Annotated in this window: 20 protein-coding genes; 6 read left to right on the forward strand and 14 right to left on the reverse strand. The window is 69.9% G+C overall.

The window, feature by feature from the left end:
* Positions 1-119 precede the first annotated feature (119 nt).
* The 4 genes from EBN03_RS07825 to EBN03_RS07840 are packed head-to-tail and all read right to left on the reverse strand — an operon-like array spanning position 120 to position 3,800.
* Positions 120-1,274: an LLM class flavin-dependent oxidoreductase gene (locus EBN03_RS07825; protein WP_122187219.1), complete on the reverse strand. Its 1,155-nt coding sequence runs from the start codon at positions 1,272-1,274 to the stop codon at positions 120-122.
* 14 nt (positions 1,275-1,288) lie between these two features.
* Positions 1,289-2,287 (reverse strand): ABC transporter substrate-binding protein, encoded by a 999-nt coding sequence (locus EBN03_RS07830; protein ID WP_122187220.1) that lies wholly within the window; start codon positions 2,285-2,287, stop codon positions 1,289-1,291.
* A complete protein-coding gene (locus EBN03_RS07835) occupies positions 2,284-3,060 on the reverse strand; it encodes an ABC transporter ATP-binding protein (protein ID WP_122187221.1) in 777 nt (258 codons plus the stop codon). The genes EBN03_RS07830 and EBN03_RS07835 overlap by 4 nt, the downstream gene beginning before the upstream one ends.
* On the reverse strand, positions 3,033-3,800 hold the full coding sequence (locus EBN03_RS07840) for an ABC transporter permease (protein ID WP_456093809.1): 768 nt from the start codon (positions 3,798-3,800) through the stop codon (positions 3,033-3,035). Before EBN03_RS07840 ends, EBN03_RS07835 begins: the two co-directional genes overlap by 28 nt.
* Positions 3,801-4,111: 311 nt before the next feature.
* Between EBN03_RS07840 and EBN03_RS07845 the strand changes: the two genes are divergently transcribed.
* Complete coding sequence (locus EBN03_RS07845) at positions 4,112-4,642, forward strand: flavin reductase family protein (protein WP_122187222.1); 531 nt, start codon at positions 4,112-4,114, stop codon at positions 4,640-4,642.
* 19 nt (positions 4,643-4,661) lie between these two features.
* On the opposite strand, the gene EBN03_RS07850 is transcribed toward EBN03_RS07845, so the two are convergent.
* Positions 4,662-5,531 carry an SDR family oxidoreductase gene (locus tag EBN03_RS07850; protein ID WP_122187223.1) on the reverse strand — a complete coding sequence of 290 codons (870 nt, stop codon included), beginning with the start codon at positions 5,529-5,531 and terminating at the stop codon, positions 4,662-4,664.
* Positions 5,532-5,836: 305 nt separating this feature from the next.
* Between EBN03_RS07850 and EBN03_RS07855 the strand changes: the two genes are divergently transcribed.
* Both EBN03_RS07855 and EBN03_RS07860 read left to right on the forward strand, forming a co-directional pair.
* Complete coding sequence (locus EBN03_RS07855; RefSeq protein WP_233608232.1) at positions 5,837-6,265, forward strand: hypothetical protein; 429 nt, start codon at positions 5,837-5,839, stop codon at positions 6,263-6,265.
* Between the two features lie 124 nt (positions 6,266-6,389).
* The gene (locus EBN03_RS07860; protein ID WP_122187224.1) at positions 6,390-8,228 is read left to right on the forward strand and encodes an ArnT family glycosyltransferase; all 1,839 of its coding nucleotides are present in this window, start codon (positions 6,390-6,392) and stop codon (positions 8,226-8,228) included.
* A gap of 5 nt (positions 8,229-8,233) precedes the next feature.
* Here EBN03_RS07860 and EBN03_RS07865 read toward each other — a convergent pair whose 3' ends face one another.
* From EBN03_RS07865 to EBN03_RS07895, 6 genes are all read right to left on the reverse strand, one after another.
* On the reverse strand, positions 8,234-10,918 hold the full coding sequence (locus EBN03_RS07865; protein ID WP_122187382.1) for a fumarate reductase/succinate dehydrogenase flavoprotein subunit: 2,685 nt from the start codon (positions 10,916-10,918) through the stop codon (positions 8,234-8,236).
* Between the two features lie 76 nt (positions 10,919-10,994).
* Complete coding sequence (locus EBN03_RS07870) at positions 10,995-11,753, reverse strand: ABC transporter ATP-binding protein (RefSeq protein ID WP_122187225.1); 759 nt, start codon at positions 11,751-11,753, stop codon at positions 10,995-10,997.
* Positions 11,750-12,574: an ABC transporter permease gene (locus EBN03_RS07875; RefSeq protein ID WP_233608254.1), complete on the reverse strand. Its 825-nt coding sequence runs from the start codon at positions 12,572-12,574 to the stop codon at positions 11,750-11,752. Before EBN03_RS07875 ends, EBN03_RS07870 begins: the two co-directional genes overlap by 4 nt.
* Positions 12,575-12,887: 313 nt before the next feature.
* Positions 12,888-14,312: an ABC transporter substrate-binding protein gene (locus EBN03_RS07885; protein WP_122187227.1), complete on the reverse strand. Its 1,425-nt coding sequence runs from the start codon at positions 14,310-14,312 to the stop codon at positions 12,888-12,890.
* Positions 14,313-14,342: 30 nt separating this feature from the next.
* On the reverse strand, positions 14,343-14,570 hold the full coding sequence (locus EBN03_RS07890) for a 4Fe-4S dicluster domain-containing protein (protein ID WP_122187228.1): 228 nt from the start codon (positions 14,568-14,570) through the stop codon (positions 14,343-14,345).
* Positions 14,571-15,323, reverse strand: coding sequence for a GntR family transcriptional regulator (locus EBN03_RS07895; protein WP_122187229.1), 753 nt, complete (start codon positions 15,321-15,323; stop codon positions 14,571-14,573). It lies immediately after the preceding gene.
* A gap of 471 nt (positions 15,324-15,794) precedes the next feature.
* Between EBN03_RS07895 and EBN03_RS07900 the strand changes: the two genes are divergently transcribed.
* Entirely contained in the window at positions 15,795-17,057 is a 1,263-nt protein-coding gene (locus EBN03_RS07900; RefSeq protein ID WP_122187230.1) for an ROK family protein, read from the forward strand.
* Positions 17,058-17,139: 82 nt separating this feature from the next.
* Here the strand turns inward: EBN03_RS07900 and EBN03_RS07905 are convergent, their stop codons facing one another.
* Positions 17,140-18,756, reverse strand: a complete 1,617-nt coding sequence (locus EBN03_RS07905; RefSeq protein WP_122187231.1) for a DUF2207 family protein — start codon at positions 18,754-18,756, stop codon at positions 17,140-17,142.
* A 139-nt stretch (positions 18,757-18,895) separates the two neighbouring features.
* Here EBN03_RS07905 and EBN03_RS07910 point away from each other — a divergent pair, with 139 nt between their 5' ends.
* Positions 18,896-20,008 carry a neutral zinc metallopeptidase gene (locus EBN03_RS07910; protein WP_233608233.1) on the forward strand — a complete coding sequence of 371 codons (1,113 nt, stop codon included), beginning with the start codon at positions 18,896-18,898 and terminating at the stop codon, positions 20,006-20,008.
* Positions 20,009-20,077: 69 nt separating this feature from the next.
* Here the strand turns inward: EBN03_RS07910 and EBN03_RS07915 are convergent, their stop codons facing one another.
* Together EBN03_RS07915 and EBN03_RS07920 are read right to left on the reverse strand one after the other, a co-directional pair.
* Positions 20,078-21,343 (reverse strand): ammonium transporter, encoded by a 1,266-nt coding sequence (locus EBN03_RS07915; protein ID WP_122187385.1) that lies wholly within the window; start codon positions 21,341-21,343, stop codon positions 20,078-20,080.
* Between the two features lie 51 nt (positions 21,344-21,394).
* Complete coding sequence (locus EBN03_RS07920; protein WP_122187232.1) at positions 21,395-22,273, reverse strand: hypothetical protein; 879 nt, start codon at positions 22,271-22,273, stop codon at positions 21,395-21,397.
* 439 nt (positions 22,274-22,712) lie between these two features.
* Here EBN03_RS07920 and EBN03_RS07925 point away from each other — a divergent pair, with 439 nt between their 5' ends.
* Positions 22,713-25,493, forward strand: a complete 2,781-nt coding sequence (locus EBN03_RS07925; RefSeq protein ID WP_233608234.1) for a DNA polymerase III subunit gamma and tau — start codon at positions 22,713-22,715, stop codon at positions 25,491-25,493.
* The last annotated feature ends 200 nt before the right edge of the window (positions 25,494-25,693 follow it).

Here is a 25,693-nt window from a genome sequence, read left to right on the forward strand (position 1 = left end):
GACATGAGCTGCGGAAACCCGATCTCGGCGCGGTCGAACGAGATCGGCTGCCGCCCCCGGAGGTCGGGGCGACAGCCGATGTCGTGTGGTCCCGGCCGGTTGAGGCGGCCGGGCCGGATTCAGCTGGAGGCGGCGGCCCGCAGCGGGGTCGTGAACGGCGTGCTCGCGGAGACGGTCCGCTCCGCGGCCGGCTGCCACAGTCCCCGGCGCCGCAGGATCGGCAGCACACCCTCGCCGAACCAATACGCCTCTTCCACATGGGGATAGCCGGACAGGATGAACTGGCTGATCCCCAGTCGCGCGTATTCGGCGATCCGGTCGGCGACCTCCGCGTGCGAACCGACCAGCGCGGTCCCGGCGCCGCCGCGGACCAGGCCCACGCCGGCCCACAGGTTGGGCGCGATCTCGAGCCGGTCGGTGTTGCCGCCGTGCAGCTCCAGCATGCGGCGCTGGCCCTCGGATTCGCTGCGGCGCAGGCTTTCCTGGACACGCTCCACGTCGGCCGGGTCGACGGCGGACAGCAGCCGGTCGGCCTCGGCCCACGCCTGCTCCGCCGTGTCGCGGCTGATGACGTGAATCCGCAAGCCGTAGTTGAGGATCCGGCCCCGGTCCACCGCGAGCCGGCGGATCCAGTCCAGCTTCTCGCTCACCCGCGCCTGCGGTTCACCCCAGGTCAGGTAGGTGTCGGCGTACTCGGCGGCCACCGGGCCCGCCGCCGCGGACGAACCGCCGAAGAACACCGGCGGGACCGGATCGGGCCGGTTGGTGAGGACCGCGTTCTCGACCCGCAGATGTTCACCGGCGAAATCGAAGGGCTCGTAGGTGTTCCACAGCTTCCGCACGATGTGCAGGAACTCGCCGGTGCGCTGGTAGCGCTCGTCCTTGGTCAGGAAGTCACCGTAGGCGCGCTGCTCCTGCGGCTCACCGCCGGTGACCACGTTGAGCAGCAACCGGCCGCGGGAGTGCCGCTGGAAGGTGCTCGCCATCTGCGCGGCCAGATACGGGCTGACCAGGCCGGGACGCAGCGCCACCAGGAACTTCAGCTTCTCGGTGGTCTCCACCAGCATGGCGGTGGTCAGCCACGCGTCCTCGCACCACGCGCCGGTCGGGGTGAGCACACCCTCGAAGCCGTTCTCCTCCGCGGCACCGGCGATCTGGTTGAGGTAGCGCAGTGAGGCCGGGCGATCGCCGGACATGTTCGTCCCGTGGCCACCCGCCACCAGATTGCGCGAGTCGCCGTAGGTGGGCAGGAACCAATGGAAATTCAGACTCATAGCGATGCGAATCCTCAGGACGCGGGGAACAGGTCGTTGAAGCGGGTGTCGATGAAGTCGGTCATCGTGACCTTGCCGGGAATCAGATTGGCTCCGGCGAAGGCGTCGGCCACGTTCTGCTCGCCCGCGATGGTGGCGGCGTCGAGCGGGTGGTCGGTGGTGTTCTGCCGGTTCGACATCTTCTGCGCGACGTCCAGTGGCAGGCCGGTGAGCTGGTTGATCACCTTCCCCCAGTCGTCCGGGTGCGCGTTGGCCCAGGTGTGCGCACGCAGCACCCGCTGCAGCAGATCCCGGATCGCGGCGGTTTTCCCCTTGTTCTGCAGCGACTTCGAGCCGGCGACGAAGAAGCCGTCGTTGGGCCCGTAACCGTTGCCGTCGGCCACCACACGGGCATTGAGCTGCAACTGGGCCTGAGCCACATAGGGATCCCAGACCGCCCAGGCATCGACCTTGCCGCCGCTGAAGGCCGCCAGCGCGTCGGCCGGCTGCAGATACTGCGCCTGAATGTCGTTGAACGACAACCCGTTGTGCTGGAGCACGTTGAGCAAGTGGTAGTTCGAGGAGCTGCCCTTGGCGACCGCGATCTTCTTACCGCGCAGGTCCGCGGGCGCCTTGATCGGCGAATCCGGCGGCACCAGGATCGCGATGCCCTCGAGCTTGGCCGCGCTCGACTCCACGATCTTGATCTGCGACTTGGCCGCCGCCGCGAACACCGGCGGCGCGTTACCGACCTGACCCAGGTCCACCGCGCCGGAGTTGATGCCCTCGAGCATCGGCGGGCCGGAGGTGAACTGGGCCCAGCTGATCTTGTACGGAACGGTCTTCAACTCGCCGGCCGCGTCCAGCAGCGCCTGCAGGCCACTGCCCTTCTGGTCGCCCACGTTCAGCGTGACCTGCGACAGATCCACCGAACCGTCGGCCTGCACCGACTTGTCGCTGTTCGACGAGGTACCGCAGGCGGCCGTGGTCACGGCGGCGGTGAGGAGAAGGGCTGCCAAGAGCCGGCGTTTCATGCGGTTACTCCGAGTTCGGTCAGAAGGGTGGCGCGCAGCGCCGCGAAATCCGGGTGGTCGCGGCGCCGGGGCCGCGGAATGTCGATGCGCACCTGCCGCACGACCCGTCCGTGGTCGAGGACCAGCGCGCGATCGGCCAGCAGCAGCGCCTCGTCCACGTCGTGGGTCACCAGCAGCACGCCGGGCCGGTACTTGGCCCACAGTTCGAGGACCAGGTGGTGAACGGTGATGCGGGTCAGGGCGTCCAGTGCGCTGAACGGCTCGTCGAGCAGCAGGAGGTCGGGCTGCCGTACCAGCGCCCGCGCCAGCGACGCCCGCTGCGCCTCGCCACCGGACAGCGTGAGCGGCCAGGCGTCCGCGCGGGGCGCGAGCCCGACCTCGGCCAGGGCGGCGGCCGCCCGCTGCCGGGCGTCCTTGCCGCGCAGGCCCAGTGCGACATTGCCCGCGACCCGCTTCCACGGCACCAATCGCGGTTCCTGGAAAGCCACTGCGGCGGAACCGGATACGGTCAGCTCGCCACCGTGATCGTCGTCCAGTCCGGCCAGCACGCGCAGCAGGGTGGATTTACCGGTGCCGCTGCGTCCGAGCAGTGCGACGAATTCGCCACGCGCGATATCGAAGTCGATCCGGTCCAGCACCCGACGGTCACCGAACTGCTTGCTCAGACCGCGAATTCGCACCACCTTGCCTTCGGTGGTGGCGGATTCTTCGACGCTCGAGCGGGATTCGGTGCAGGCCGGAGCGCTCAGTTCCCCAAGTAGTTGCGTCGCCATACCAGCGCCCGCCTTTCCACGATCCGGACGGCCGCATCGGTCACCAGGCCCAGGGCGCTGTACACCAGCAGGCCGACGACCACGATGTCGGTGCGCAGGAACTCCCGCGCGTTGTTGATCAGATAGCCCAGTCCCGCATCGGCATTCACCTGCTCGGCGACGATCAGCGCCAGCACCGCGATGCCCAGCGACTGACGCAACCCGACCAGGGCCTGCGGCAGCGCGCCCGGCAGCACGATGTGCGCGATCGTGCCCAGCCGCGACAGCTGCTGCACCCGGGCCACCTCCGCCAGCTTGACGTCCACCCCGCGGATCCCCGCGAAGGTATTGAGGTACAGCGGAATCGCGGCGCCGAACGAGATCAGCACGATCTTGGGCAGCTCACCGATGCCGAACCACAGGATCAGCAACGGGATCAGGCCGTAGAACGGCAGCGTGCGCAGCATCTGCAACGGCGGGTCGACCAGGAACTCGCCGACCCGGCTCAGCCCGGCGACCAGGGCCAGGCCGATACCCAGCGCCCCGCCGACGGCGAACCCGATCGCCGCCCGCTGCAACGACACCTCGAGCGCGCTCTGCAACGTGCCGTCCCGCAGCAGGTCGCCCGCCGTACTCACCACGGTGGACGGTGACGGCAACAGCCGCTCCGGCAGCACTCCGGTCACCGAACACAGCTGCCAGGCAACGAGAATCAGAACCGGGCTGACCAGCCGGGCCCAGGGGGCGCGCGGCAGGCGCAGCCCGAGTCGTAGTCGGAGCGGTGGCGAGACGGTAGCCGACCGCAGGGCGAGTGCAGACAATGCGATCACCTTGTAATGCAGGAGGGTGCGACTCGAGCGGACGCCGAGCCGCTCTCACATTCGCCGTTGCCGTCCCGCAAGACACGGGTTGAAATCGGCGTGGTTGTAAACCCGTCGGTACCGCCGCCGTTGCGATCGGGCCGAGCACAACCGTCGCGCCCGGGCGCCACCGGTGCTGTAGTGGAAGAGCGCCGGGTGCAACGGTTGCCGCGCCCGGCGTCCAAACTTGCGGCGCGGGAAGAGGTTGTGTGATGACTGTGTCCGCCACCGTGGAGATCGAGCTGGCCGGGATCCCGGCCGACGGCGCCGGACTACGCCGCGTCTTCGCCGGCTTCCCCAGCGGCGTGGTCGCCGTGTGCGCCGAAATCGACGGTGTGCCGGTGGGATTGGCGGTAGCGACCTTCGTGCCGGTTTCGCTGGACCCGCCGCTGGTGTCGATCTGCGTGCAGAACTCGTCGACCACCTGGCCGCGGCTGGCGGCGGCCGAGCGCGTGGGACTCAGTCTGCTCGGCACCGGGCAGCAGACCGCCGCGCAGGCGCTGGGCGCCCGCACCGGCGATCGATTCGCCGGGCTGGACCTGCATCGGGCCGGGCCGGCGGTGTTCGTGGCGGGCGCGGCGGCGTGGATCGAGGCGACGATCGAGACCGAGGTGCCGGCCGGTGACCACGCGGTGGTGATCCTGCGCGTGCAGCGGGTGGGTACCGGTGCGGATGTCGAGCCGCTGGTCTTTCACGGCAGCCGGTTTCGCTCGTTGCGGGCGACGAGTCCTACCGACAGCTGAGCTGTGGGCACGCGGCCTTTCAGGCCGCGAGGCTCGCGGACTTCGCCTGCTGGCGCTCCAGCAGGCGGGAGAACAGGTTGTTCGCCTGGCGCATGGTGAACTCGTACGGCCAGGGGAAGACCCGGGCGAAGAAGTAGCCCACGCGGATGTCCGGCGAGGTGTACACCACGAAGCGGTTGTGCCGGATGCCGGCGAGGATGCACTTGGCGACGTGTTCGGGGCTGACCGCGTGCCGGCCGAAGCGGTCGGTCAGCTTCTGTACGGCCGGGTCCTCGCGGTCGAGGCCGACGATCTCCACGGTGTTCATCAGCGGGGTGCGGACCGCGCCGGGCACGACCAGGCTGACCCCGATCTTGTGCCGGGCCAGGTCGAACCGCAGCACCTCCGACAGTCCGCGCAGGCCGAACTTGCTGGCGCTGTACGCGGCGTGCCAGGGCAGGGCCAGCAGGCCGGCGGCGGAGGAGACGTTGACCAGCTGGCCGCCGCGGCCGGCTCGGACCATCTCCGGCAGGAAGTTCTCGATGACGTTGATCGGGCCCATCAGGTTGACGTCGATCATGGCTTTCCAGTGCCGGTGCTGCAGGTTCTCCACCGTGCCCCAGGCCGAGATGCCGGCGATGTTCATGACCACGTCCACCGAGCCGTGCTCGGCGTGGACGGCGTCGGCCCAGGTGGAGACGGCCGCGTGGTCGGACAGGTCCATCGGGCGGGCGTCGAGTACCTCGGAGCCCTGCTCGGTGGCCAGCGCGACGGTTTCCGCCAGGCCGTCGGCGTTGATGTCGGTGAGCAACAGCCTGGCACCGCTGCGGCCCGCGGCGAGTGCGGTCGCCCGGCCGATGCCGCTCGCGGCGCCGGTGATCACGCATTTCCGGCCGGTCAGGCTCTTCATCGGAGATTCTCCTGGTATCGACATTGTTGGGAACACTGATGTTCACAGTATGGCATCGCGGCCCGAAAAGCTCGCTACCTGCCAAATATGTCTCGGCGCAGAGTGATTCGGGTCGGTATCGGCGAGCCCGGGAGTCGGCTGCGTCCGCTACCCGCTCGCGGGGTGGGCTCGGTGGCTCGCGGGCGCCGGGTCCCCGGCGGTGAGGTGCGGAATCACCGAACCTGGTCGGTGTGCGAAACCCCTGTCGGGTCCGGGCGCGACCTACTATCCTCTGTAGTAGAGAGTGGGCGCCACGAGGAGGACTCATGATCGACTCGACCGACCGGCGGCTGTCAATGGCCCCCGACACCGCACTGCGCTGGACCACCGTCGTCTTCACCGTCGCACTCGTCGTGCACGGCGCCGACCACCTCCGGCGCGGCATGAGCACCCTCTCGATGCTCGTCATGGCGCTCGGCACGATCCAACAGCTCCTGGCCCTCGTGACCATCGGGCTCGTGTTCACCCACCACCGCCGCGCGCCGCTCGCCGCCATGGTGGTCGGCTTCGCGAGCGCCGTCGGATTCACCGTCGTCCACCTGCTGCCGAGCTGGTTCGGGCCGCTCAGCGACAGCTTCATCGCGGCGCCGCCGTCGGCGCACGTGAACGGATTCTCTTGGTTCGCGGCGATATTCGAGATCCTCGCCGACGTGGGCATCGGCATCGCGGGTATGCGCGCTCGCACGAGTTGGTGACCGGCGGGAAGCGGAATCGGATTGCTGCCCAACCGAATTACCTTGACCGGCGCGGCCGGGGTTCGGATATTGGTGGGTGGTCACCGTAAGCGACGGATCGCCCACAGGAACGGATCGCAGGCCGATGACAGAGCGCACGCTCGCCGTATCTTCCGACGAGTCTCCCCGCCGAGGACGGCGCGCCGCACTGCGCGCACCCGAGGGCCAGCCGGTGTGGGTGCTTCCCGCCCTGATCGCGGTGGCCGCCCTTGCGGCCGTGTCCTATTCGTGGGGCATCGCGCACCGCAGTCCGCACCTGTTCTATGCCGCGGCCGCGCGGTCGATGGCGCTGAACTGGCACAACTTCTGCTACGCCGCGTTCGATCCGGCGGGCACGGTCAGCATCGACAAGCTGCCCGGGGCGGTCTGGATCCAAGCCCTGTCGGTGAAGATGTTCGGACCGCACCTCTGGGCGCTCATGCTGCCGCAGGTCGTGGAGGGCGTAGCGACGGTCTTCCTGCTGTTCGCCGCCGTGCGCCGGATCGCCGGACCGGTCGCCGGGCTCATCGCCGCCGTGGTGCTGGCCTGCACGCCCGCGGTCACCGCCCTCGACCGGGGAAACCTGCCGGACACCCTGATGATCCTGCTGCTGGTCGCGGCGGCCGACCGGGTGCTGGTCGCCGTCGCCGAGTCGCGGCCGCGGCAATTGTGGTGGGCGGGACTGCTGTTGGGGCTGGCCTTCCAGGCCAAAATGATCCAGGCATGGGTGGTGGTGCCGGCGTTCGCGCTGGCGTGTCTCGTCGCCGGGACGGTGCCGTGGTGGCGCCGGGTGCGGGATCTGGCGATCTTCGCAGCGATCGCGCTGGTGGTCGGTCTCGCCTGGATGAGCGTGGTCAGCCTGATCGGCCGCGCGCACCGGCCCTACGTCGACGGCAGCCCCGACGACTCGCTGTTCCATCAGGTGTTCGTCTACAACGCCGCCGACCGCACCGACTCCGGCTTCAGCGTGGGCGCCGCGAACCTGGCGACCGGGCCCGACGGCCGGAATCTGCGCAGCGCCATGGTGTTCGGGCCCGGCGATCACTGGGCGCACGTCTTCACCGGAGCCGCCGGCCGCTCGATCGGGGTGCTGGTGCCGTTGGCGCTGGTCGCCCTGGCCGGGCTGGTGTGGACCCACCGTGGTCGGCGCACGCCGAAAATTACTGCCGCGCTGATCATCTGGGGCGGCTGGCTGCTGACCTACCTGGTGGTGTTCCTCGCGGTGGGTACGGTGAATCCGTACTACCTGGCGACCCTGGCTGTGCCCGTCGCGGTACTCCTGGGCTGGGCGGGAACGGAATACGTTGCGGCACAGTCGAACAGTGTGCGCCGAATCCTCCCGCTCGTGGTGGCGGCCACCGGCCTCTACGGGTGGTGGGTGCTCGCGCCCGCCACGCACGACGTGCGCTGGATCGTGCTGGCCCTCGTCCTAGCGCTCTCCGCCGCGGCCCTGCTGTGGCGCGCCGCCGGAGCTGCCGTCCTGCTCCTGGTGGCGGTTCTCGCCGCACCGGCCGTCGCCTCGGCAGAGGTGGTACACGCGGGCTACGGTGCCCTCGATACCCCGTACGAGTCCACCGCGGTCAGCGATGTGACGCAACGGATCACCATGAACGCCATCGCGGGCGCGCCGAGATTGATCGGCTCCGCGCAGCGGGCGTACCCGACGGCCCGCTATCCCGCGGTCACCTACACCTCCATCATCGGCGCACCGTTCATCTACGTGACCGGCGCCGAGATCGCCACCATCGGTGGATTCACCGGCACTGCACCGGTATTGACCATCGCGGACATCGAAACCCTGGTCTCGCAACATCAGATCGGCTTCGCCCTGCTCAACCCCTCCGACGACGCACGCGTCCGCTGGATCGAACAGCACTGCAAACAGCTACCGAGCCAGCCGGGCGACATCATCGAGATCTATGCCTGCGCGCCCATGGCCCATTGACCGTGCTACACCAGGGCCTTTCGCGCATATGCGCGGACGTCCGCGTCGGAATCGTCCAGCGCGCTGCGCAATGCGTCTTGAGCGTCGAGGTCGCCCGGCCAGGCGCCGAGGGTGAGTACCGCCGCCTTGCGGACGTCGGGGTGGGGGTCACCGAGCGCTTCCCGCAGCGGCCGGGTGGCGGTGCCGGGGCCGGGTCCGGCCCAGCCCTGGACGGCGCCGACGCGGACCTGCCAGGCCGAATCCCGCAGTGCCGTGGTGAGGGCGGCGGCATCGTCCGGGTCACCGAGGCGGCCCAGAGCCGCGAAAGCGGCTGCGCGGACCAGGGGATCGCGGTCGGCGGTGAGGGCGCGGACCGTGTCGACACCGCCCCGGCCGACCGTGGCCAGGCCCTTCGCGGCCGCGATCCGGACCTCCCGGCTGGGGTCGGCCGCCGCGGTGGTGATCGCGGCCCAGTCGTCGACCGAGACCAGGGCGCGCACGCCCTCGATCCGCACCCGGTGATCGGGATCGGCCGCGGCAGCGGTGTAGAGCGTGGGCGACCCGGCGCGCAGCGCACGCAGCAGGTCGATCACCGCGGCGCGTACGACCGGATCGGGCGAGTCGGCATGCGCGGCGAGACCTGCTGCGGCAGGCAGGATTTCGACGAGCTCACGTAGCCCGGCGACGGCGCCCGCCCGTACCGTGGTGTCGGGATCACCCAGCGCGTGGATCAACGCGGCGGCGAACCCGTCGGGGGTGTGCTCGGTGAGCGTCGCCAGCGCGGTGGCGCGGACGCGGGGATCCGGATCGGCCAGATACGGTGCCAGATCGGCGATCTCGGGTGCGTCCAGGGCCAGCAGCGCGGACAACTGCGGCACCGCGGCCTCGTCCACGCTGACGGTGGCCGTGACCCGCGCGATCGGGGTGCCCGAGGCGTGTCCGCCGTGCGGTCCGGTGACCGGTTCCGGCTGGCTCACCGGCTCCGGCGCACCGGACGACGGGATCGACTCGAACTCGGGGACCGGCACGAAATACGGTGCGACGGGCCGCTTCAGGAACTCCATCGAACCGTCGTCCGCCTTGCGCAGATTCAGGTGGTAGCGCCAGCCGGTGTCGTCGCGTTCGGGCAGGTCGGCGCGCTCGTGATAAAGTCCCCACCGGGATTCGGTGCGGGTCAGCGAGGAACGGGCCGCCATCTCCGCGCAGTCCCGGATGAAACTCACCTCGGCGCAACGCATCAGCTCGTGCGGTGTCGTGGCACCCATGCCGTCGATCTCGGTACGCATCCGGTCGAAGGTCTCGACCGCCAGCGACAGCTTGGTGGCCGTCTTCGGCGGCGCCACATAGTCGTTGACGAAGCGACGCAGTTTGTATTCGACCTGCGGCTGCGGCGGGCCGTCGGGCTGCCGGGCCGGGCGGTAGATCAACTCGTGCGCCGCCGCGAGCTGGTCGACCGGAAGTTCCTGCGGTGCGGCCACATCGGCGACGGTGCCGGCGGCGTGCGCGCCGGCCAGATCCCCGTAGACGAAGGCGCCGATCATGTAGTTGTGCGGCACGCAGGCCAGATCACCGGCGGCGTACAGGCCGGGCACCGTGGTGCGCGCGTTCTCGTCGACCCAGACACCGGAGGCGGAATGACCGCTGCACAAGCCGATTTCGGAGATGTGCATCTCGATGTCGTGGGTGCGGTAGTCGTGGCCGCGATTGGCGTGGAAGGTACCGCGGGTCGGCCGCTCGGTGGTGTGCAGGATGCCCTCGAGCTCGTCGAGCGTCTCGTTCGGCAGGTGCGAGACCTTGAGATAGATCGGGCCCCGCGCGGATTCGATCTCCCGCTTCACCTCCGACATCATCTGACCGGACCAGTAGTCGGAGTCGACGAACCGCTCACCGGCCGCGTTCACCTGATAGCCGCCGAACGGATTGGCCACGTAGGCGCAGGCCGGGCCGTTGTAGTCCTTGATCAGCGGATTGATCTGGAAGCATTCGATCCCCGACAGTTCCGCACCCGCGTGATACGCCATCGCGTAGCCGTCGCCGGCGTTCGTCGGGTTCTCGTAGGTGCCGTAGAGATACCCGGACGCGGGCAGCCCGAGCCGACCGCACGGACCCGTGGCCAAGATGACCGCCTTGGCACCCACGGCCACGAATTCACCGGTGCGCGTGTGCAATGCGGCCGCGCCCACGGCCCGCCCGTCCGCGGTCAGCACCCGCACCGGCATCAGCCGGTTCTCGATCCGGATCCGCTCCCGCATCGACCGCTGCCGCAGCACCCGGTAGAGCGCCTTCTTGACGTCCTTACCCTCCGGCATCGGCAGCACGTAGGAACCGGACCGGTGCACCCGCCGGACCGCATACTCGCCGTAGGCGTCCTTCTCGAACTTCACGCCGTAGCGCTCCAGGCGCTGCACCATCGCGAAACCGCGTGTCGCCGTTTGATACACGGTGCGCTGGTCGACGATGCCGTCGTTGGCGCGGGTGATCTCGGCGACGTAGTCCTCGGGTTCGGCCTTGCCGGGGATCACGGCATTGTTGACACCGTCCATACCCATGGCCAGGGCACCGGAGTGCCGCACGTGGGCCTTCTCCAGCAGCAGCACGTTCGCGCCCTGTTCGGCGGCGGTGAGCGCGGCCATGGTGCCGGCCGTGCCGCCGCCGATGACCAGCACATCGCAGTCGAGGCGCACGGCCTCGGACAGGTCGGGAATGTTCATGAGGTTGCGTACCTTCCGGTGCACTCGGACGGTGTTCCGCGGAACACCCGTCAGCACAGGTGATTTCGTTGCAGCGCTAGCTGTTCTGGTGATGGAGCGCGGCGAGGAGCTCCGCCCGCAGGGCCGACCGGTCGACCGTTCCGTCGCGCGGGTCCGGGACCGTCAGCAGGGCACGCAGCCCGGAACCGTTGCGGCCCAGAACCGCGACTCGGTCGCCGAGCGTCAGCGCCTCGTCCACGTCGTGGGTGACGAAGACGACGGTGGCCGGGTGCGCCTGCCAGGTGTCGACGAGCAGCCGCTGCATGGTGGCCCGGGTCTGGGTGTCCAGGGCGCCGAAGGGTTCGTCCATCAGCACCGCCCGGGGCGCGCCGGCCAGGCCGCGGGCCAGCTGCACCCGCTGGCGCATACCGCCCGAGAGGCTCTTGGGCAGATAGTCGCCGAAGCCGGTGAGCCCGACCTCCGCGATCCAGCGGTCGGCTCGCTCGCGCCGGCCTGCCCGAGGCTCGCCGCGAAGCTTCAGGGCCAGTTCGATATTGGACCGGACATCGCGCCACGGCAGCAGCGCGTTGTCCTGGAAGACCATGGCCCGGTCCCGGGACGGCCCGGTCACCGTGGTGTCGTCGGCCAGGACGCGGCCCGCCACCGGCGCCAGCAGCCCGGCGAGCGCCCGCAGCACCGTCGACTTGCCGCAGCCGGAAGGCCCGGCCAGCACGAGGATCTCGCCCGGATCGATGGTCAGCGACAGGTTCCGCACCACGGGCCGGCCCGCGTAGGCCAGCTCGACCCGGTCCAGCCGCAGGCTCAGGGCGGTCGAAGTCGTTTCGGCAGTGGTCATTTCGGTGCCTCCTGGGCCCGGGGCAGCCAGCGGGTGACCCGCCGTCCCACGAATTCGACCGCGGCCGAAGTGCCGTAGCCCAGCAGGCCGATGGTGATGATGCCGACGAAGACGTCGGGGTAGTCGACGATCGTGTACGCCTGCCAGGTCCGGTAACCGACACCGAGCCGGCCGGAGATCATCTCGGCGGATACCACGCAGATCCAGGCCACGCCGATTCCGACCGACAGGCCACCGAATACGCCGGGCAGGCTGCCGGGCAACACCACTCGCACCAGCACGTCCCAGCGGTTGCCGCCGAGCGTGCGCACCGAGTCCTCCCACAGCGTGGGCAGCGCCCGCACCGCGTGCCGGGTGCTGACCATGATCGGGAAGTAGGCCGCGAGGAACGTGATGAACACGATCCCGGACTCGTCGGAGGGGAACAGCAGGATCGCCACCGGCACGATCGCGATCGCCGGAATCGGCCGCGCCAATTCGGTGATCGGGCCGAGGATGTCGGCGGCCCAGCGCGAACGTCCCAGCGCCACACCACTTGCCACACCGAGCACGGCGGCCAGCGCGAAGCCGGTGAGAATCCGCACCAGCGACTGACCCAGATCCAGCCAGTAGGTGTCGGTTCCGAGCTGATGCCGGAACGCGGCCGCGATCTGGGTGATCGTCGGCAGCATGTCGAACCGCACCCACATCCGAATGTGCCCGGCGGTCAAGAACTGCCAGGTACCGATCGCCACCAGCACCGACAGCACCCGAATCGCCCGCGAGCGCCACTCGGCGGCGCCGGCGACCGGAACCCGCTCCGCGACCGCTTCGTCGGTCACCTGACCGAGGTCGTTCAGGAGGACGGCCGGGGCGCTCACGGGGTGCGCTCCGCATCGGGTGTCCGGTCGTGGACCACCGGTGCCGCGAACCGGTTCGTGCCGGCGGGCAACGGGGATCCGAATGCGGGATCAGGCCCGTCAGCGGACTCCGGGGACAGTGCGGCGGCCGTGGGAGCCGATTCGGCGGTCGGTGCGACGGCACGGTCGAGCGCGGCGCCGTCGATTCGGCCGGCGGCGCAGCCGGGTGTGCGACGCGATCCGGTCCGCCGGCCCGCCTGTGGACAGGTGTGCAGAAATCGGAACCCGGTAGTTCTCACGCCCGCACCTCGGTGACGGCCTGGTCGTAGGACACCGCCACGGCGCCCGGGTGCTGTGCGGTGTAGCGCTGGGCACCGGCCGGGGTGGTGAACGGCAGGTACGTGGCACCGTCGCGCAGCCAGATCGCCTTGTCGGCGAACCAGCGGGTACCGAGTTCGGCGTCGGGAACGTAGGCGGCCCGCACCTTCTTGCCCTGGGCCCGGGCCTGCTGCACCGCGCGCAGCAGACTGGTCGGGTCGGCGGCGGGCTGGGTCGTATTCTGCCCGTCCAGCCAGAGCTCGCTCGCGTGGGCCGGGTCGGTGACGGGGGCGCCGGTCACGGGGTCGGTGCCGGTGATCGGCGCCGGGTTGGCGAAGTTCGCTACGGCCGCATCGTAATTCAGCGACCGCTCGTTGTAGACCTTGCGCAGCGGGCCGTCGTCGACGAACTTGTCGATGTCGAGGTCGGCGAAGTCGCCGATCGACTTCAGGTACGGCACATCGCCTTTGAAGGCCTGGATCAGCTGCGGCTTGAGCGGGGTGTCGAAGCTGGTGCCGCCGGGACCGTTGTAGAGGTAGACCACCTCGGGTGCCAGCCCGGCACTGTCGGCGACGGTCTGCGCGGCCGCCAGCGGCTGCTGGTGCAGGAAGTCGGTGGCGTCCAGCTGGGCCTGCAGGAAGGCGTCGAGCACCTCCGGGTGCTGCCGGGTGTAGTCGCGCCGCGCCACCACGCCGTGGAAGGTGGGCACGTTCAGCTCGCCGCCGTCGAACAGTGCTTTCGCCCGGTTCTGGAAGACCAGCAGCCCCGGCCAGGCGACGAACTGCGAGAGTGCCTGCACCTGACCGGATTCCAATGCGGTAGCGCCGATCTGCGGCTGCTGGTTCAGTACCTCGGCACCGGACTTCGGGTCGATGTTGTTGCGGCTCAATGCCTGCCGCAGCAGCCCGTCGCTGGCCGACCCGACGCTGGAAGACAGCTTCTTCCCGGCGAGCTCGGCGACCGACTGCACCGTCGAGTCGGGCTTGACCACGATCATGTTCAGCGATCCACGCGGCTGATAGCCGGTGACCGAGACGAACTCGGTCTTCGCGCGCTCGTTGGCCTGGGTACGGGATCCGTTGATCAGCAACGGGTAGTCGCCCATCGAGCCGATGTCGATCTTCTCCGCCACCATCTGCGCGGTGATCGGCGCGCCGGTGTCGTAGTCCTGCCAGGTGACGTGGTACTTCGGCCCGCCGTCCTTGGTGAGTTGCGAAAGTCTCTGTTCCAGATAACCTTTCGCCTTCAGTAGGGTGCCGGCCGTGACGGTGTTGATGGTCTTGGACTGGTAGCCGACGACCACCTCGACGGTGTTGCCGGAATCCTGCTGCAGGGCGCAGCCGGTGGCCGAGAGTGCGACGGCAGCGGCGATCGCCACCAGCCGCGCGGGCAGGTGCTTCATGGTGTCCTCGAAAAGTGCAGGGGTGCTGGATCAGCGCAGCAGGAAGGGCATGTTGACGGTGACGGCGCCGGTGGGGCAGCGGGCCGCGCACGGGCCGCAGTACCAGCACTCGTCGACGTGCATGTAGGCCTTACCGTTGTCCGGATTTATGGCCAGCGAGTCGAGCGGGCAGATCTCCACGCACAGGGTGCAGCCCTGGATGCAGAGGGATTCGTCGATGGTGACGGGAACGTCGGTGCGCTGGGTGACCAGTGCCATTCAGATCAGCCTCCGGCCGGTATCGGTGGGTCGAACGAGGTTGCCGCGCATGGTGAGCCGGTCACCGCGCAGCCGGATGTACTCGAGGTCGACGGGACGTCCGTCCTCGAGCCGGGTGAGGCGTTCCAGCAGCAGGATCGCGCCGCCCTCGGGCAGTTGCAGGGTGGCCGCGGAATGCGCGTCCGCGGTCACGGCCTCGAGCGCTATGTCGGCGGAACCCAGTGGGCCGCCGCTGATCTCCTCGATCAGAGCAAAGACGTCGTTGCCGGCCAGGTCGCGGTCCAGGATCTCCGCGCCGATATCGGGAACCAGGTAGGTGAGGTCGAGGCTGAGCGGCAGATCGCCCAGGAACCGGAGTCGCTCGAGATACACCACGGATTCGCCGGGCGATAGCCGCAGGCGTCGGGCGACCGCCGGCGGCGGCCGCAACCGGGTCGCCGCGCGCACCTCGTTGCGGACCTCACCCTGGCCGCGCAGCGTCTCCTTGAGGCCGCGCAGCGCGTCGAGTCCGTGGTCGAACTTGCGTTGGGTGACGTGTGTTCCGACGCGGGGTGCCCGGTCGATGAGGCCCTCGTCGCGGAGCAGTCCGAGGGCCTCGCGCACGGTGTTGCGGGAGACCGCGTAGTCGGCGGCGAGTTCGGCCTCGCTGGGCAGGGCGTCGGTGACGGTGCCGGCGTGGATCTGCTGGCGCAGCACATCGGCGACCTGCCGGGCGCGATCCGCGCGCCGCAGCGGCGTCGGTGATGCTGTCATAGCCTGCTCCTCTCCTGTTCGTGACCTGCGAAAACTGTAAAGTCGCGCCGGGTGGGGACGGCCGGGTCGCGGTGGCCGGCCCGAGCGTGGGCCGAGGATTGCGCCGGGCCCGGCGCCGGTGCCGCCTGGCGAAATGCGGCCCGAAACGGCCTATTGCGCCACCTGTTGTGGCGTGCGAATTCTTGGAATCAGAGTGATCGCAATGCATGCAAACCGCCCGGTCTGGCGTCCATCGGGCTCGAGGTGCTAACTTTCTCGGTATGTCCTCCAGCCGTTCGAACGCCACGCGGGTCACCTACATGACCATCGCGTTGGGTGTGCGGCTGCCGCGGCAGCGGGAACTCTGTTGTTCCCTGCCGCGCAGCTGAGACCGTCCTCCCGTCGCCGTCCGGCGATCCTCGGGCCCTGCTCGCTGCCTTGTTGCTGATCATTTTCGCGCCCTGATCGGGCGTCAACAAGGATTGACATATCATGACGAGCCCACTGCTCGAGCGATCGGCCGCACGATCGCTCCCCGCCCGTCCCGCCACGATCCGCCCGGCCGTACCGCCGGAACTGCGGGTCTCCGACAACCCGGCCGGCGCCGTACTGCGCGCCGCCACCCGCGGGCCGATCTTCCGCGACAATGCTTCGCAGGCAACTGGTTTGAGCATTGCCACGGTGAATCGCCAAGTGTCGGCATTGATTTCAGCTGGCTTGCTCCGGGAACGCGCTGACCTCACCGCATCCGGCGCCGTCGGCCGCCCCCGCGTCCCGTTCGAGGTGGACACCGACAGCTACGCCACCCTCGGTGTGCACATCGGGGCCAACGTCACCCGGATCATCGCCGCCGACCTGGCCGGCCGCATCCTCGGCGGCCTGGAGATCGCCACGCCGCAGGCGGGTCAGGACGCGGCCCTGACGATCATCGCGCGCAGCGCGAAGGCCTTCCTCGACCGGATGCCGCGCCGCCGTCCGCTGTGGGTGGGCGTGGCGCTGGCGGGCCGTGTCGACCCGGTGGCGGGCGTCGTCGAACATCCCCGCTTGGACTGGCGGTCCGCCCCGGTCAACGCCGTGTTCGGCGCGGTACTCGACCTGCCGGTCTCGGTCTCTACGCACGTGGAGGCGATGGCGGCGGCCGAGCTGCTGCTCGGGGCGCCGGAGGCCGCGCGCCCCGGATCCAGCCTCTACATCTACGCTCGCGAAACCGCCGGCATCGCGGTTACCGTCCACGACCGGGTGCACACGCCCGCCAACGGCCCGGGATCGATCGCGCACCTACCGACCGGTTCGTCGATCGAGTGCTCGTGCGGCCGGCGCGGCTGCTTCGAAGCCACCGTGGGAGAGTCGGCGGTGTTGGCCCGGGCCGTCACGGCCGGCATCGTGCCGCGCCGGGAAGCACCCCGGCGGCCGGTGATCGCCGACCTGTATCGGGCCGCCGAGTCCGGTTCGGAACGGGCGCGTGAGATGCTGCACGAGCGGGCCGAGATCCTCGGGCGCACTGCGGCGCTCGTGCGTGACATGTTCAATCCGGACCGAGTGGTGCTGGGCGGGCAGGCCTTCACCGGATACCGGCCCGGCATCGACACGGTCGCAAAGGCTTTCGCGCAGTACACCTCGTTGGCCCCGGCCGATCTGCGGATCAGCCGGTTCGGCCCGCGGGTGCAGGAGCACGCGGCGGCGGTGACCGCGCTCAGCGTGTTCTACGCCGATCCGCTCTCCGCGATCCGCCGGAGTGTGCGCCCGGCACCCTGAGCGCGGTGAACGGTGCTGTGCGGCACCGGCTCTCGAATACGACGACGGCCCGGCTCGCTGCCGGGCCGTCGTCGTAGCGGGATCAGTCCTTGCCGAAGACGCCCTGCAGCGCGGTGATGAAATACGGGAAATGACCGGCGAACCGGTGCAGGTTGCGCTCCCGCTCGAATCCGCCGAACCAGTACAGCCCCGGGTCGCCGTCGCCGAGCAGATCGGTGTCGCGGAACACCCGGATCCAGTTGTCGGCCCGGCCGTTGATGATGGTGAACGGCAGCGCGCGGGAAAAGAACACCTCGCGATCGGCGACCGGAATCCGGTCGGGCGCCAGGCTTTCCAGGCCCTGCTGCAGCGACAGGATCTTACCGGCGAGCTCGCTGCCCGCCGGGGTGCGCGGCGGCAGCCAGCGTGGCACCAGCAGTGCCGCGGCACCGCCGGCCGCCAAGGCCACGCCGACCAGCGCGTGCCGGCCCGCGATCGCCAGCGCCACGGTCGCGACGACACCCACGACCAGCAGCGCGGCCCCCACCCAGAAGGTCAGATCGCGGCGGCCGCGCGGGGACAGCAGACCGCTCGCGGCGGTCTCCGCCTGCAGTGCGCGCCGAATCTCCGCGGCCGGAGCCGACTTTCGGAGTTCGGAGACCTGGACGGTGTCCGAGCCGGCGGGCAGCAGCGCGTCGTAGGTGGCCCGCTCGTAGGCGCGCAGCTGGTCGTCGGCGGCGTTGAGTCGCGTGATCCGCCAATCGGTATCGGAGATCGCGGTGAATCGCAGGTAGCGCCGGGCCGCCAGATCGACCGCCGTGGCGGCCAGCGCGGCCGCCGAGACGGTGCCGTCCAGCAGCGCGCCGGCCTCGCCCGGCAGCACGCCGTCGGGCGAAACGAACTGTGCCGTGCCGCCGTCGCGCCGGATCGGATCGGCGGGAGCGGACGCACCGCTCGTGTTCAGCGCCGCCGCATCACGATTGCGCGCCCACAGCACGTACCCCGCACCGCCGGCCAGGGCCAGCAGCAGGGCCGCGAGCGCGATCCAGACCGGCGTGGTCGGCGCGAACGGACCCGAATCGTTGCCGCTGATATCGGCATTCGCGGGCACGGTGCCCGGCGGTAGCTGCATGGTGATGTCGAGGACGTCACCGCGCTGCAGATTCTCCTGATCCAGGTGCAGGGTGCCGTCGGGTTCGACGCGCACGTCCGAGCACGGCACCGCCTTGCCGATCGGGCCGATCGTGCAGCTCTCGATGCCCAGCTGGTACGAGGGCGCGATCACAGTGACGGCGATCGACGACACGTCCGCGTCGAGTGTGCCGGTCCAGTGAAAGATCTGGCTGCCGGGCAGGTCGCTGACCGTCCCGTGCACGGTGTATTTGAAGGTGGACTCACCGGGCTTGGCGTCGATGGTGAAGGTGTCGCCGGCGACCTGCGCGGTACCCGGTCCGGTGGCGGAGATGTCGGTCACGTCGAAGCGCCGTTCCCCGCTGTCCGGCAAGGCGATTCGCAGCGGCAGCACCTGGTGGTAACTGCCGCTCTCGGGCACGGTCACCGTCTCGGTGACCTGCTCGAGCCCCTTCTCGTCGAGCACGATGTCGGCCCGCAGGGTCACGCCTGGCGCCGGATCCTGAGCCTGAGCTGCCGGCGTCGACACTGCCAGTCCGACAGCAACCAGCAGCAGAGCGCCCAGGGCGCCCCCCCGATTCATCCGCATGGGCCACAGCTTAAGGGTTCTCGTCGTCGGCGGCTGGAGCGGAGCGGGCCGCTCGCGCGGGGAAGCCAAGGTCGTGACGGCCTTGCTATCCTTCGTCAGCGCCTGTCGAGTCGAATAAGGAACGAGGGGGTTCGGGGGAGTGACCCAACCACCGTACGGTTACGGGCCGAACCCGGGAGCGGGGCAGCCCTACGGGACCCCTCCCGGCTACCGGCCACCGTATCCGCCGCAGCAGCCTTACCAGCAGCCGTATCGGCAGCAGTATCCGCCGCAGAATCCCTACCCGCAGCAGTCCCCGTATCCGCCGGGATACGCTGGGGCGCAGGGCTATCGGGCGCCGACGCCCTACGGGCCGCCCCCGGGCCGCCCGCCGCAGCGCCGCAAGGGCGGCGCCGGACGCTTCTTCGCGTTCCTCGTCACTGTGATCGTGCTGGTGCTGGTCCGCGGCGTGATGATCGCCGGCTGGCACGACAGCCACCACTCGAACGATTCGTCGAACTTCAGTTATTCGCCGACCACCGGTGCGCCGGCGCCGCCGGGCAGCACCGGCGACAATCCGCTGCTCGCGGCACCGGGAGCCCCACTGGCCGCGGCCAAATGCGCCTACACGCCGTGGAGTTCCACCGACGTGACGGTGGCCCGCACGTTCTTCGAGACCGCCGCCACCTGCCTGCAGAACGAGTGGCAGCCGGTGCTCTCCGCCGCCCACATCCCGTTCACCGCACCGAAATTGAACGTGAGCGCGTCGACGGCCGGCATCACCACCAAGTGCACCGGCAGCAGCAACAACTTCGCGGCCTTCTACTGCGGTGCCGACCAGACCATCTACATGCCGCTCAGCCAGCTGCAGACCGACATGTTCGGAAACCACTGGGAGATCTACCTTTCGGTGTTCGCCCACGAGTACGGTCATCACGTGCAGGCGCTGGCGGGCATCCTGTCCTCTGCCAACAAGCAGCGCCGCGACGCCGGGGCCACCTCCCCCGCCGGGCTGGAGCTGTCCCGGCGGATCGAGTTGCAGGCCAACTGTTTCGACGGCATGTACCTGGCCTCGTCGACCAGCGGCGGCGGGCTGAACCAGACCCAGGCACGCAACGCCAAGCAGGACGCCTACGGCCGCGGTGACGCTCCCGGCGACATGCGCGACCACGGCACCTCGCAGCACATGGGCGACTGGTGGACCACGGGATTCGACAAGAACAAGACGGCACAGTGCAATACGTTCACCGCCAGCGACGGTGACGTGAGCTGACCCGGAAACGACCGAAGGTCACCACCGTCGCGAGGCGACCGTGGTGACCTTCGTTCGTTGCGGCGAGTGTCAGTGGTGACCGAGCGTGCCACGCGGCGCGTGGCCGTGCACCCCCTCGGGATACGCGGTCTCGGCGTGCAGGGCGAAGTCGACACCGGCGACCTCGTCCTCCTTGCTGACCCGGAAGCCGAGAATCCGGTCGATCACCTTGCCCAGGACGAACGACATCGTGAACGCGTACGCCGCCACAGTCAGCACCCCGACCAGCTGGTAGCCCTCCTGCGTGAGGCCGCCACCGTAGAACAGGCCGCGCGGACCACCAGTCATCACCTTGCTCGCGAGCAGCCCGATCAGCAGCGTGCCGACCACACCGCCCACGAAGTGCACGCCCACGACGTCGAGCGAATCGTCATAGCCGGCCTTGAACTTCCAGCCCACCGCGAACGAACAGAACACGCCCGCAGCCAGACCCACGACCATCGCGCCCAGCGTGTTCACCTCGCCGCAGGACGGGGTGATGGCGACCAGACCGGCCACCGCACCCGACGCCGCACCGAAGGTGGTCGGCTTGCCGTCGCGAATCTGCTCGACCACCAGCCAGCCCAGCATGCCCAGACAGCCGGCCACGAGGGTGTTGAGGAAGACCGCGGCGGCCTTGCCGTCGGCGGTGATCGCCGAACCGGCGTTGAACCCGAACCAGCCGAACCACAGCAGGCCCGCGCCGAGCAGGACGAACGGCAGGTTGTGCGGCCGCATCGCGTCGACCTTGAACCCGATGCGCGGCCCGAGGACCAGCGCCATCGCCAGCGCGGAGGCGCCGGACGCGATCTCGACGACCAGACCGCCGGCGAAGTCGAGCGTGCCCAGCTTCTGCAGCCAGCCCGACGGACCCCACACCCAGTGCGCGATCGGCGCGTAGACCGCGATCGTCCACACCGGCACGAAGATCATCCAGGCCGAGAACTTGGCCCGGTCGGCGATCGCGCCACTGATCAGGGCGGCGGTCAGGATGGCGAAGGTCAGCTGGAAGGTGACGAAGAGCAGTTCGGGGACGCCGCCGCGGACCGTGCTCGGGTCGATCCCGGAGAGCCCGGCGTGGCTGAGCTTGCCGATGATCCCGCCGCCCGCGTCGTTGCCGAAGGCCAGCGGATACCCCACCAGCAGCCAGGCCACGGTGACCAGCGGGATGCAGATGAAGTTCATCATCAGCATGTTGAGGACACCGGACGAGCGGACCATGCCGCCGTAGAACAGGGCCAGTGCGGGCGTCATGAGCAGCACCAGGGCGGTGCTGACGAGCAGCCAGGTAGTGGCGGCAGGGTCGAGTGTGGACAGCAAGGGCACTCCTTTCACGCGAAGTCGCGTTGCAAGGAAGTTACCGAAGCATCACCTTGTGATCGGCGTTACAGCCAGGTCTTTCGGTCCGCGCGCGGTCGGCCGGCGCCTCGCGCCCTGCCGTGCGAGGGCCCGCAGACCGCGCTGACCGGCCACCGGCAGTCCGTCGCGCAGATCCATCCACTGCGCGGTCCGCAGCCACTGCTGTTGGGCGCGGGCGTCGGCGGTGTCGTTGAACACGCGGCGGCCGCGATCGTCGCGCAGATCGTGGGCCAGTGCGGACCAGCGGGCCGGACGTCCGTGGGTGGTCTCGTGATCGCGCAGGAAGCCGGCGACCAGGGTGCCGATGACGCTGACCGGGCGCAGCGAGACCCGGTTGCCGTAGCGGGACGAGTGGAACCGCCGGCCGGCGCACAGCGATCGCGGGCCCGCGTCGTAGGCGATCCAGCCGGCGCGCTGGGCGCGTTCGATCAGCCAGAGATGTTTGACCGCAGCCGGTTCGATATCGCCGATGCGTTCGCGAACGAGCGAAAGTAAAGGCTCGGACCGGAGAACAATGCGCCGAGTGGGCCCCTCGCCGTGGGTGTCCCAATATTCGGCAGTGAGATTTGCCAGTATCCGGCCGAATTCATCGATACTGCGCTGTGCGACTCGGCCCAATCGTTCGATTCGTTCGACCTCGGCGCGAACCGCGTTCTGCGTCAGCTGGGTTCGCACGGCCGCCATGGTCGGTACCTGACCGTGTTCGATGAGTTCCAGAATGGCGGCGGCGGTCTGTGGATCGGTGGTCGCGGTGACCGGCAGCGAATCGCGGTGCAGGTCGTGCCCGGCCGGGTCGATGGCCCGGCTCAGCAGCTGGGCGGCATCCTCGTCACCGGCGAATTCGGTGCTCGCGAGCAGGACTGCGGCGATGTCGTCGCTGGGCGGCACGGGCGGCGGTCCTCCGGTACTGGCAGTGGGTGATGGCCGCATCCGGGGCGGTAACCGGCGAGTGGGCCGGAGCTGCCGGGCGGGGAGTTACCAGGTTGCGCCCCGGCCGGGATGAGGGACCGGCCGGAGCCACCAACCTGATGAAGGTTTGGCTACCGAAGTTGCCGAGTACAGGGTAGCCAGTCAATTGCCTTCACCAGTGAATTGGTGACTTGATCGTTATATGGGCGCGTCGTGGAGCAAACAATCCGGAAGTTCGAAAATAACCCGATAATTCTTGCGAAAAGGGTTCGGCAGACAGTTCGGCAGGCGCGGTGAGGGTTCCGGCGCCGTGAGACTCGCGGGTGCGACCTGTGAGGTGCATCACATCGAATGAGTGCCGGTGCGCAAGAACAGCCGCGACCTCTCGGTTGTCGGACTACCCCGATACTCTTGCCGCGTGGCTCTGTACCGAAAGTACCGACCGGCAACATTCGCCGAAGTGGTGGGCCAGGAGCACGTCACCGACCCGCTGAGTACCGCACTGGATACCGGCCGGATCAGCCATGCCTACCTGTTCTCCGGGCCGCGCGGCTGTGGCAAGACCTCCTCCGCGCGCATCCTCGCCCGGTCGCTCAACTGCGTCGAAGGGCCGACGTCGCGTCCCTGCGGGGTCTGCCCGTCCTGCATCGCCCTCGCGCCCGGCGGCCCCGGCAACCTCGACGTCATCGAACTCGACGCGGCCAGTCACGGTGGCGTCGACGACACCCGGGAACTACGCGACCGCGCGTTCTACGCGCCTGCCGAGTCGCGGTACCGGGTGTTCATCGTCGACGAGGCGCACATGGTCACCACCGCGGGCTTCAACGCGCTGCTGAAGATCGTCGAGGAGCCGCCGGCCCACCTGATCTTCATCTTCGCCACCACCGAGCCGGACAAGGTGCTCGCCACCATTCGGTCGCGCACCCACCACTATCCGTTCCGGCTGCTGCCGCCGGCCACCATGCGCGGCCTGCTCGGCCGCATCTGCGACCAGGAGGGCGTGCGGGTCGAGGAGGCGGTCTATCCGCTGGTCATCCGCGCCGGTGGCGGTTCGCCGCGCGACAGCCTCAGCGTCCTCGACCAGCTGCTCGCCGGTGCCGGCGCCGACGGCGTCACCTACAGCCGCGCGGTGACCCTGCTCGGCGTCACCGACATCGCCCTCATCGACGAGGCCGTCGAAGCGCTCGCCGCCGCCGACGGCGCGGCCCTGTTCGGCGCGATCGACCGGGTCGTCGAGGCCGGGCACGACCCGCGCCGCTTCGCCACCGACCTGCTGGAACGCCTGCGCGACCTGATCCTGTTGCGCGCGGTTCCCGATGCCGCTGAACGCAATCTGGTCACCGGCCCCGGCGACGTCCTCGATCGCATGCGTGACCAGGCGACCCGGATCGGTCCGGCCACCCTCACCCGCTGCGCCGAACTGCTGCACGAGGGCCTCGGCGAGATGCGCGGCGCCACCGCGCCCCGCCTGCTGCTCGAAGTGATCTGCGCCCGCATGCTGCTGCCCTCGGCCTCCGATGCCGAAGCCGCGACCCTGCAGCGCCTGGAACGGCTGGAACAGGGCCTGGCCTCCGGTGTCGCGCCCGCGCCGCCATCGCGACCGCAACCCCGCTCGGAAGCGCCGTCGTCCGCCGCGCCCGCGCCGGCCGGTGGTGAACCCCGCCACCGCGGGGCGGAAGCGCTTGCCGCACTCCGGGAGCAGCGATCCGGTGGCGCGGCCGCGGCCCAGCAGCCCGCCCCGGCTGCCGGGCACACCGCCGCTCGGTCCGACGCATCCGCTCCGGCCCCCGCGGCGAACGCCGAAGTCCCGCAGGCCGGTCCGGATGCCGACGCCACGCAGGCCGATGTCTCCGGTGCCGCAGGTGCTTCTTCGGTGCAGAGCGGGTCCGCGAATACGGTTGCGCCACAGGTCGCCGCGAGCGCCGGTGCACCACAGGACCGGCCCGCGTCTACCGATGCGGCGCGGGATGGCGTCGCGAGCTCCGGTGCCCCGCAGTCCGCCGGCGAGTCCACGGCGCGCGAGCCGCAGCCGAGCACTCCCGCATCGAATGTCGGTGCGCCGGTGTCGCCTTCGACCGCGCCCGGGCCGTGGGAGCGGGGTACCGCACGCGGTGACGCCGCCGGGCCGGATAACGTCACCGCTGGTAGCCCGGCGGGCGGAGCTGCAGGCGCTGCTGCTTCCGGTCCGGTCGGCGCTGTGCCGCAGTCCGATTCGAGCCCGACCGCCGCACCCGCGGCGGCGTCCCGTTCGGCCGGGCCGGAAGTGTCCGGCGCGGTCGATGATTCGGCGGTATCCAGTGAGCGCGCCGCCGTCGCGGAGTCCGAGGCGGCGGAAACCGGCCGTCCACCCGCAGGCACCGATCCGAGCCCGGGCAATCCGCCGGATGCGGGTTCGGGCGCTGCCGCCGAGGTTCCGAGCGAAGCCGCGGCCTCCGGTGCCGGGGGAGCGGCGGCAGGTGTCGGGGCCGCCGATGTCGAGGCCCGCTGGGCCGATATCCGCGCCGAGGTCCGCAAGTACGGTGCCGCGGTGCAGGCGTTGCTGTCGGGGGCGGCGGTCCTGCGCGTCGACAGCGGCACGGTCGTGTTCGCACATCCGCACGCCGCGCTGGCTCAGCGCTTGTCCACTCCGCAATACGTCGAGGCGCTGCGGTCGGCGATCCGCGATGTGCTCGGGGCCGAGCTCGAGGTGCGGTGGGAGGTCGGCACCGGCAACCCGCCCGGCGGGGCCGGTGGTGCGGGCGGTGCCGCCGCGCGGTCGGGCCGGGCGCCGGCGCGGCCGGGATCGTCGGATACCGCCGCGCCGGGTCCGCAGGGTGGTCAGCCGAGTTCGGGCTGGGGAGCCGCCGACGGTGCCGTGCGGGCCGACTCGGGTGCCGAGCCGGGCCGGGGTCCGGCCGGTCAAGCCCCCAGGCGCGCGGAACCGCCGCGTTTCACCCGGCCGAGTCAGTCCCGTGGGTCCGCGGCTCCTGATGACGATATTCCGCCACCGGACTATCCGGACCAGCCCGACGATCCGGGGCCGTCCGACTACTCGCCGGTAGGTTATGACCGGCTTCCACCTGCGCCGACGCCGGAGGAGGAGCGGGAGATGATGGCCGACGCCGCGACCCCGGCACCCTCCAACGGTCGCCTCGACCCTGATGAGGTGGCGTTGGAGCTGTTGCGTAGCGAGTTGGGCGCCACCTCACTGGAGGGTTGACAGTGCCCCGTGCGGGGACGTTAAGTTAACGGCAGTTCGCATTCGGCGGTATTATCATCGGGTGCCGACAGCATTGATGTCGCGAGTCGCCAGGCGCGCACGGTCCACCGTGCCGCCGCAGGGACCCGCGCGCCGATGTGTTCCAGTGTTTTTACAGCGTATGCAGGTAGCACGCCGGCGGCCGCACCGCACAGTCGCGG

The sequence above is a fragment of the Nocardia stercoris genome (assembly GCF_003696265.1).
Classification (GTDB): domain Bacteria; phylum Actinomycetota; class Actinomycetes; order Mycobacteriales; family Mycobacteriaceae; genus Nocardia; species Nocardia stercoris.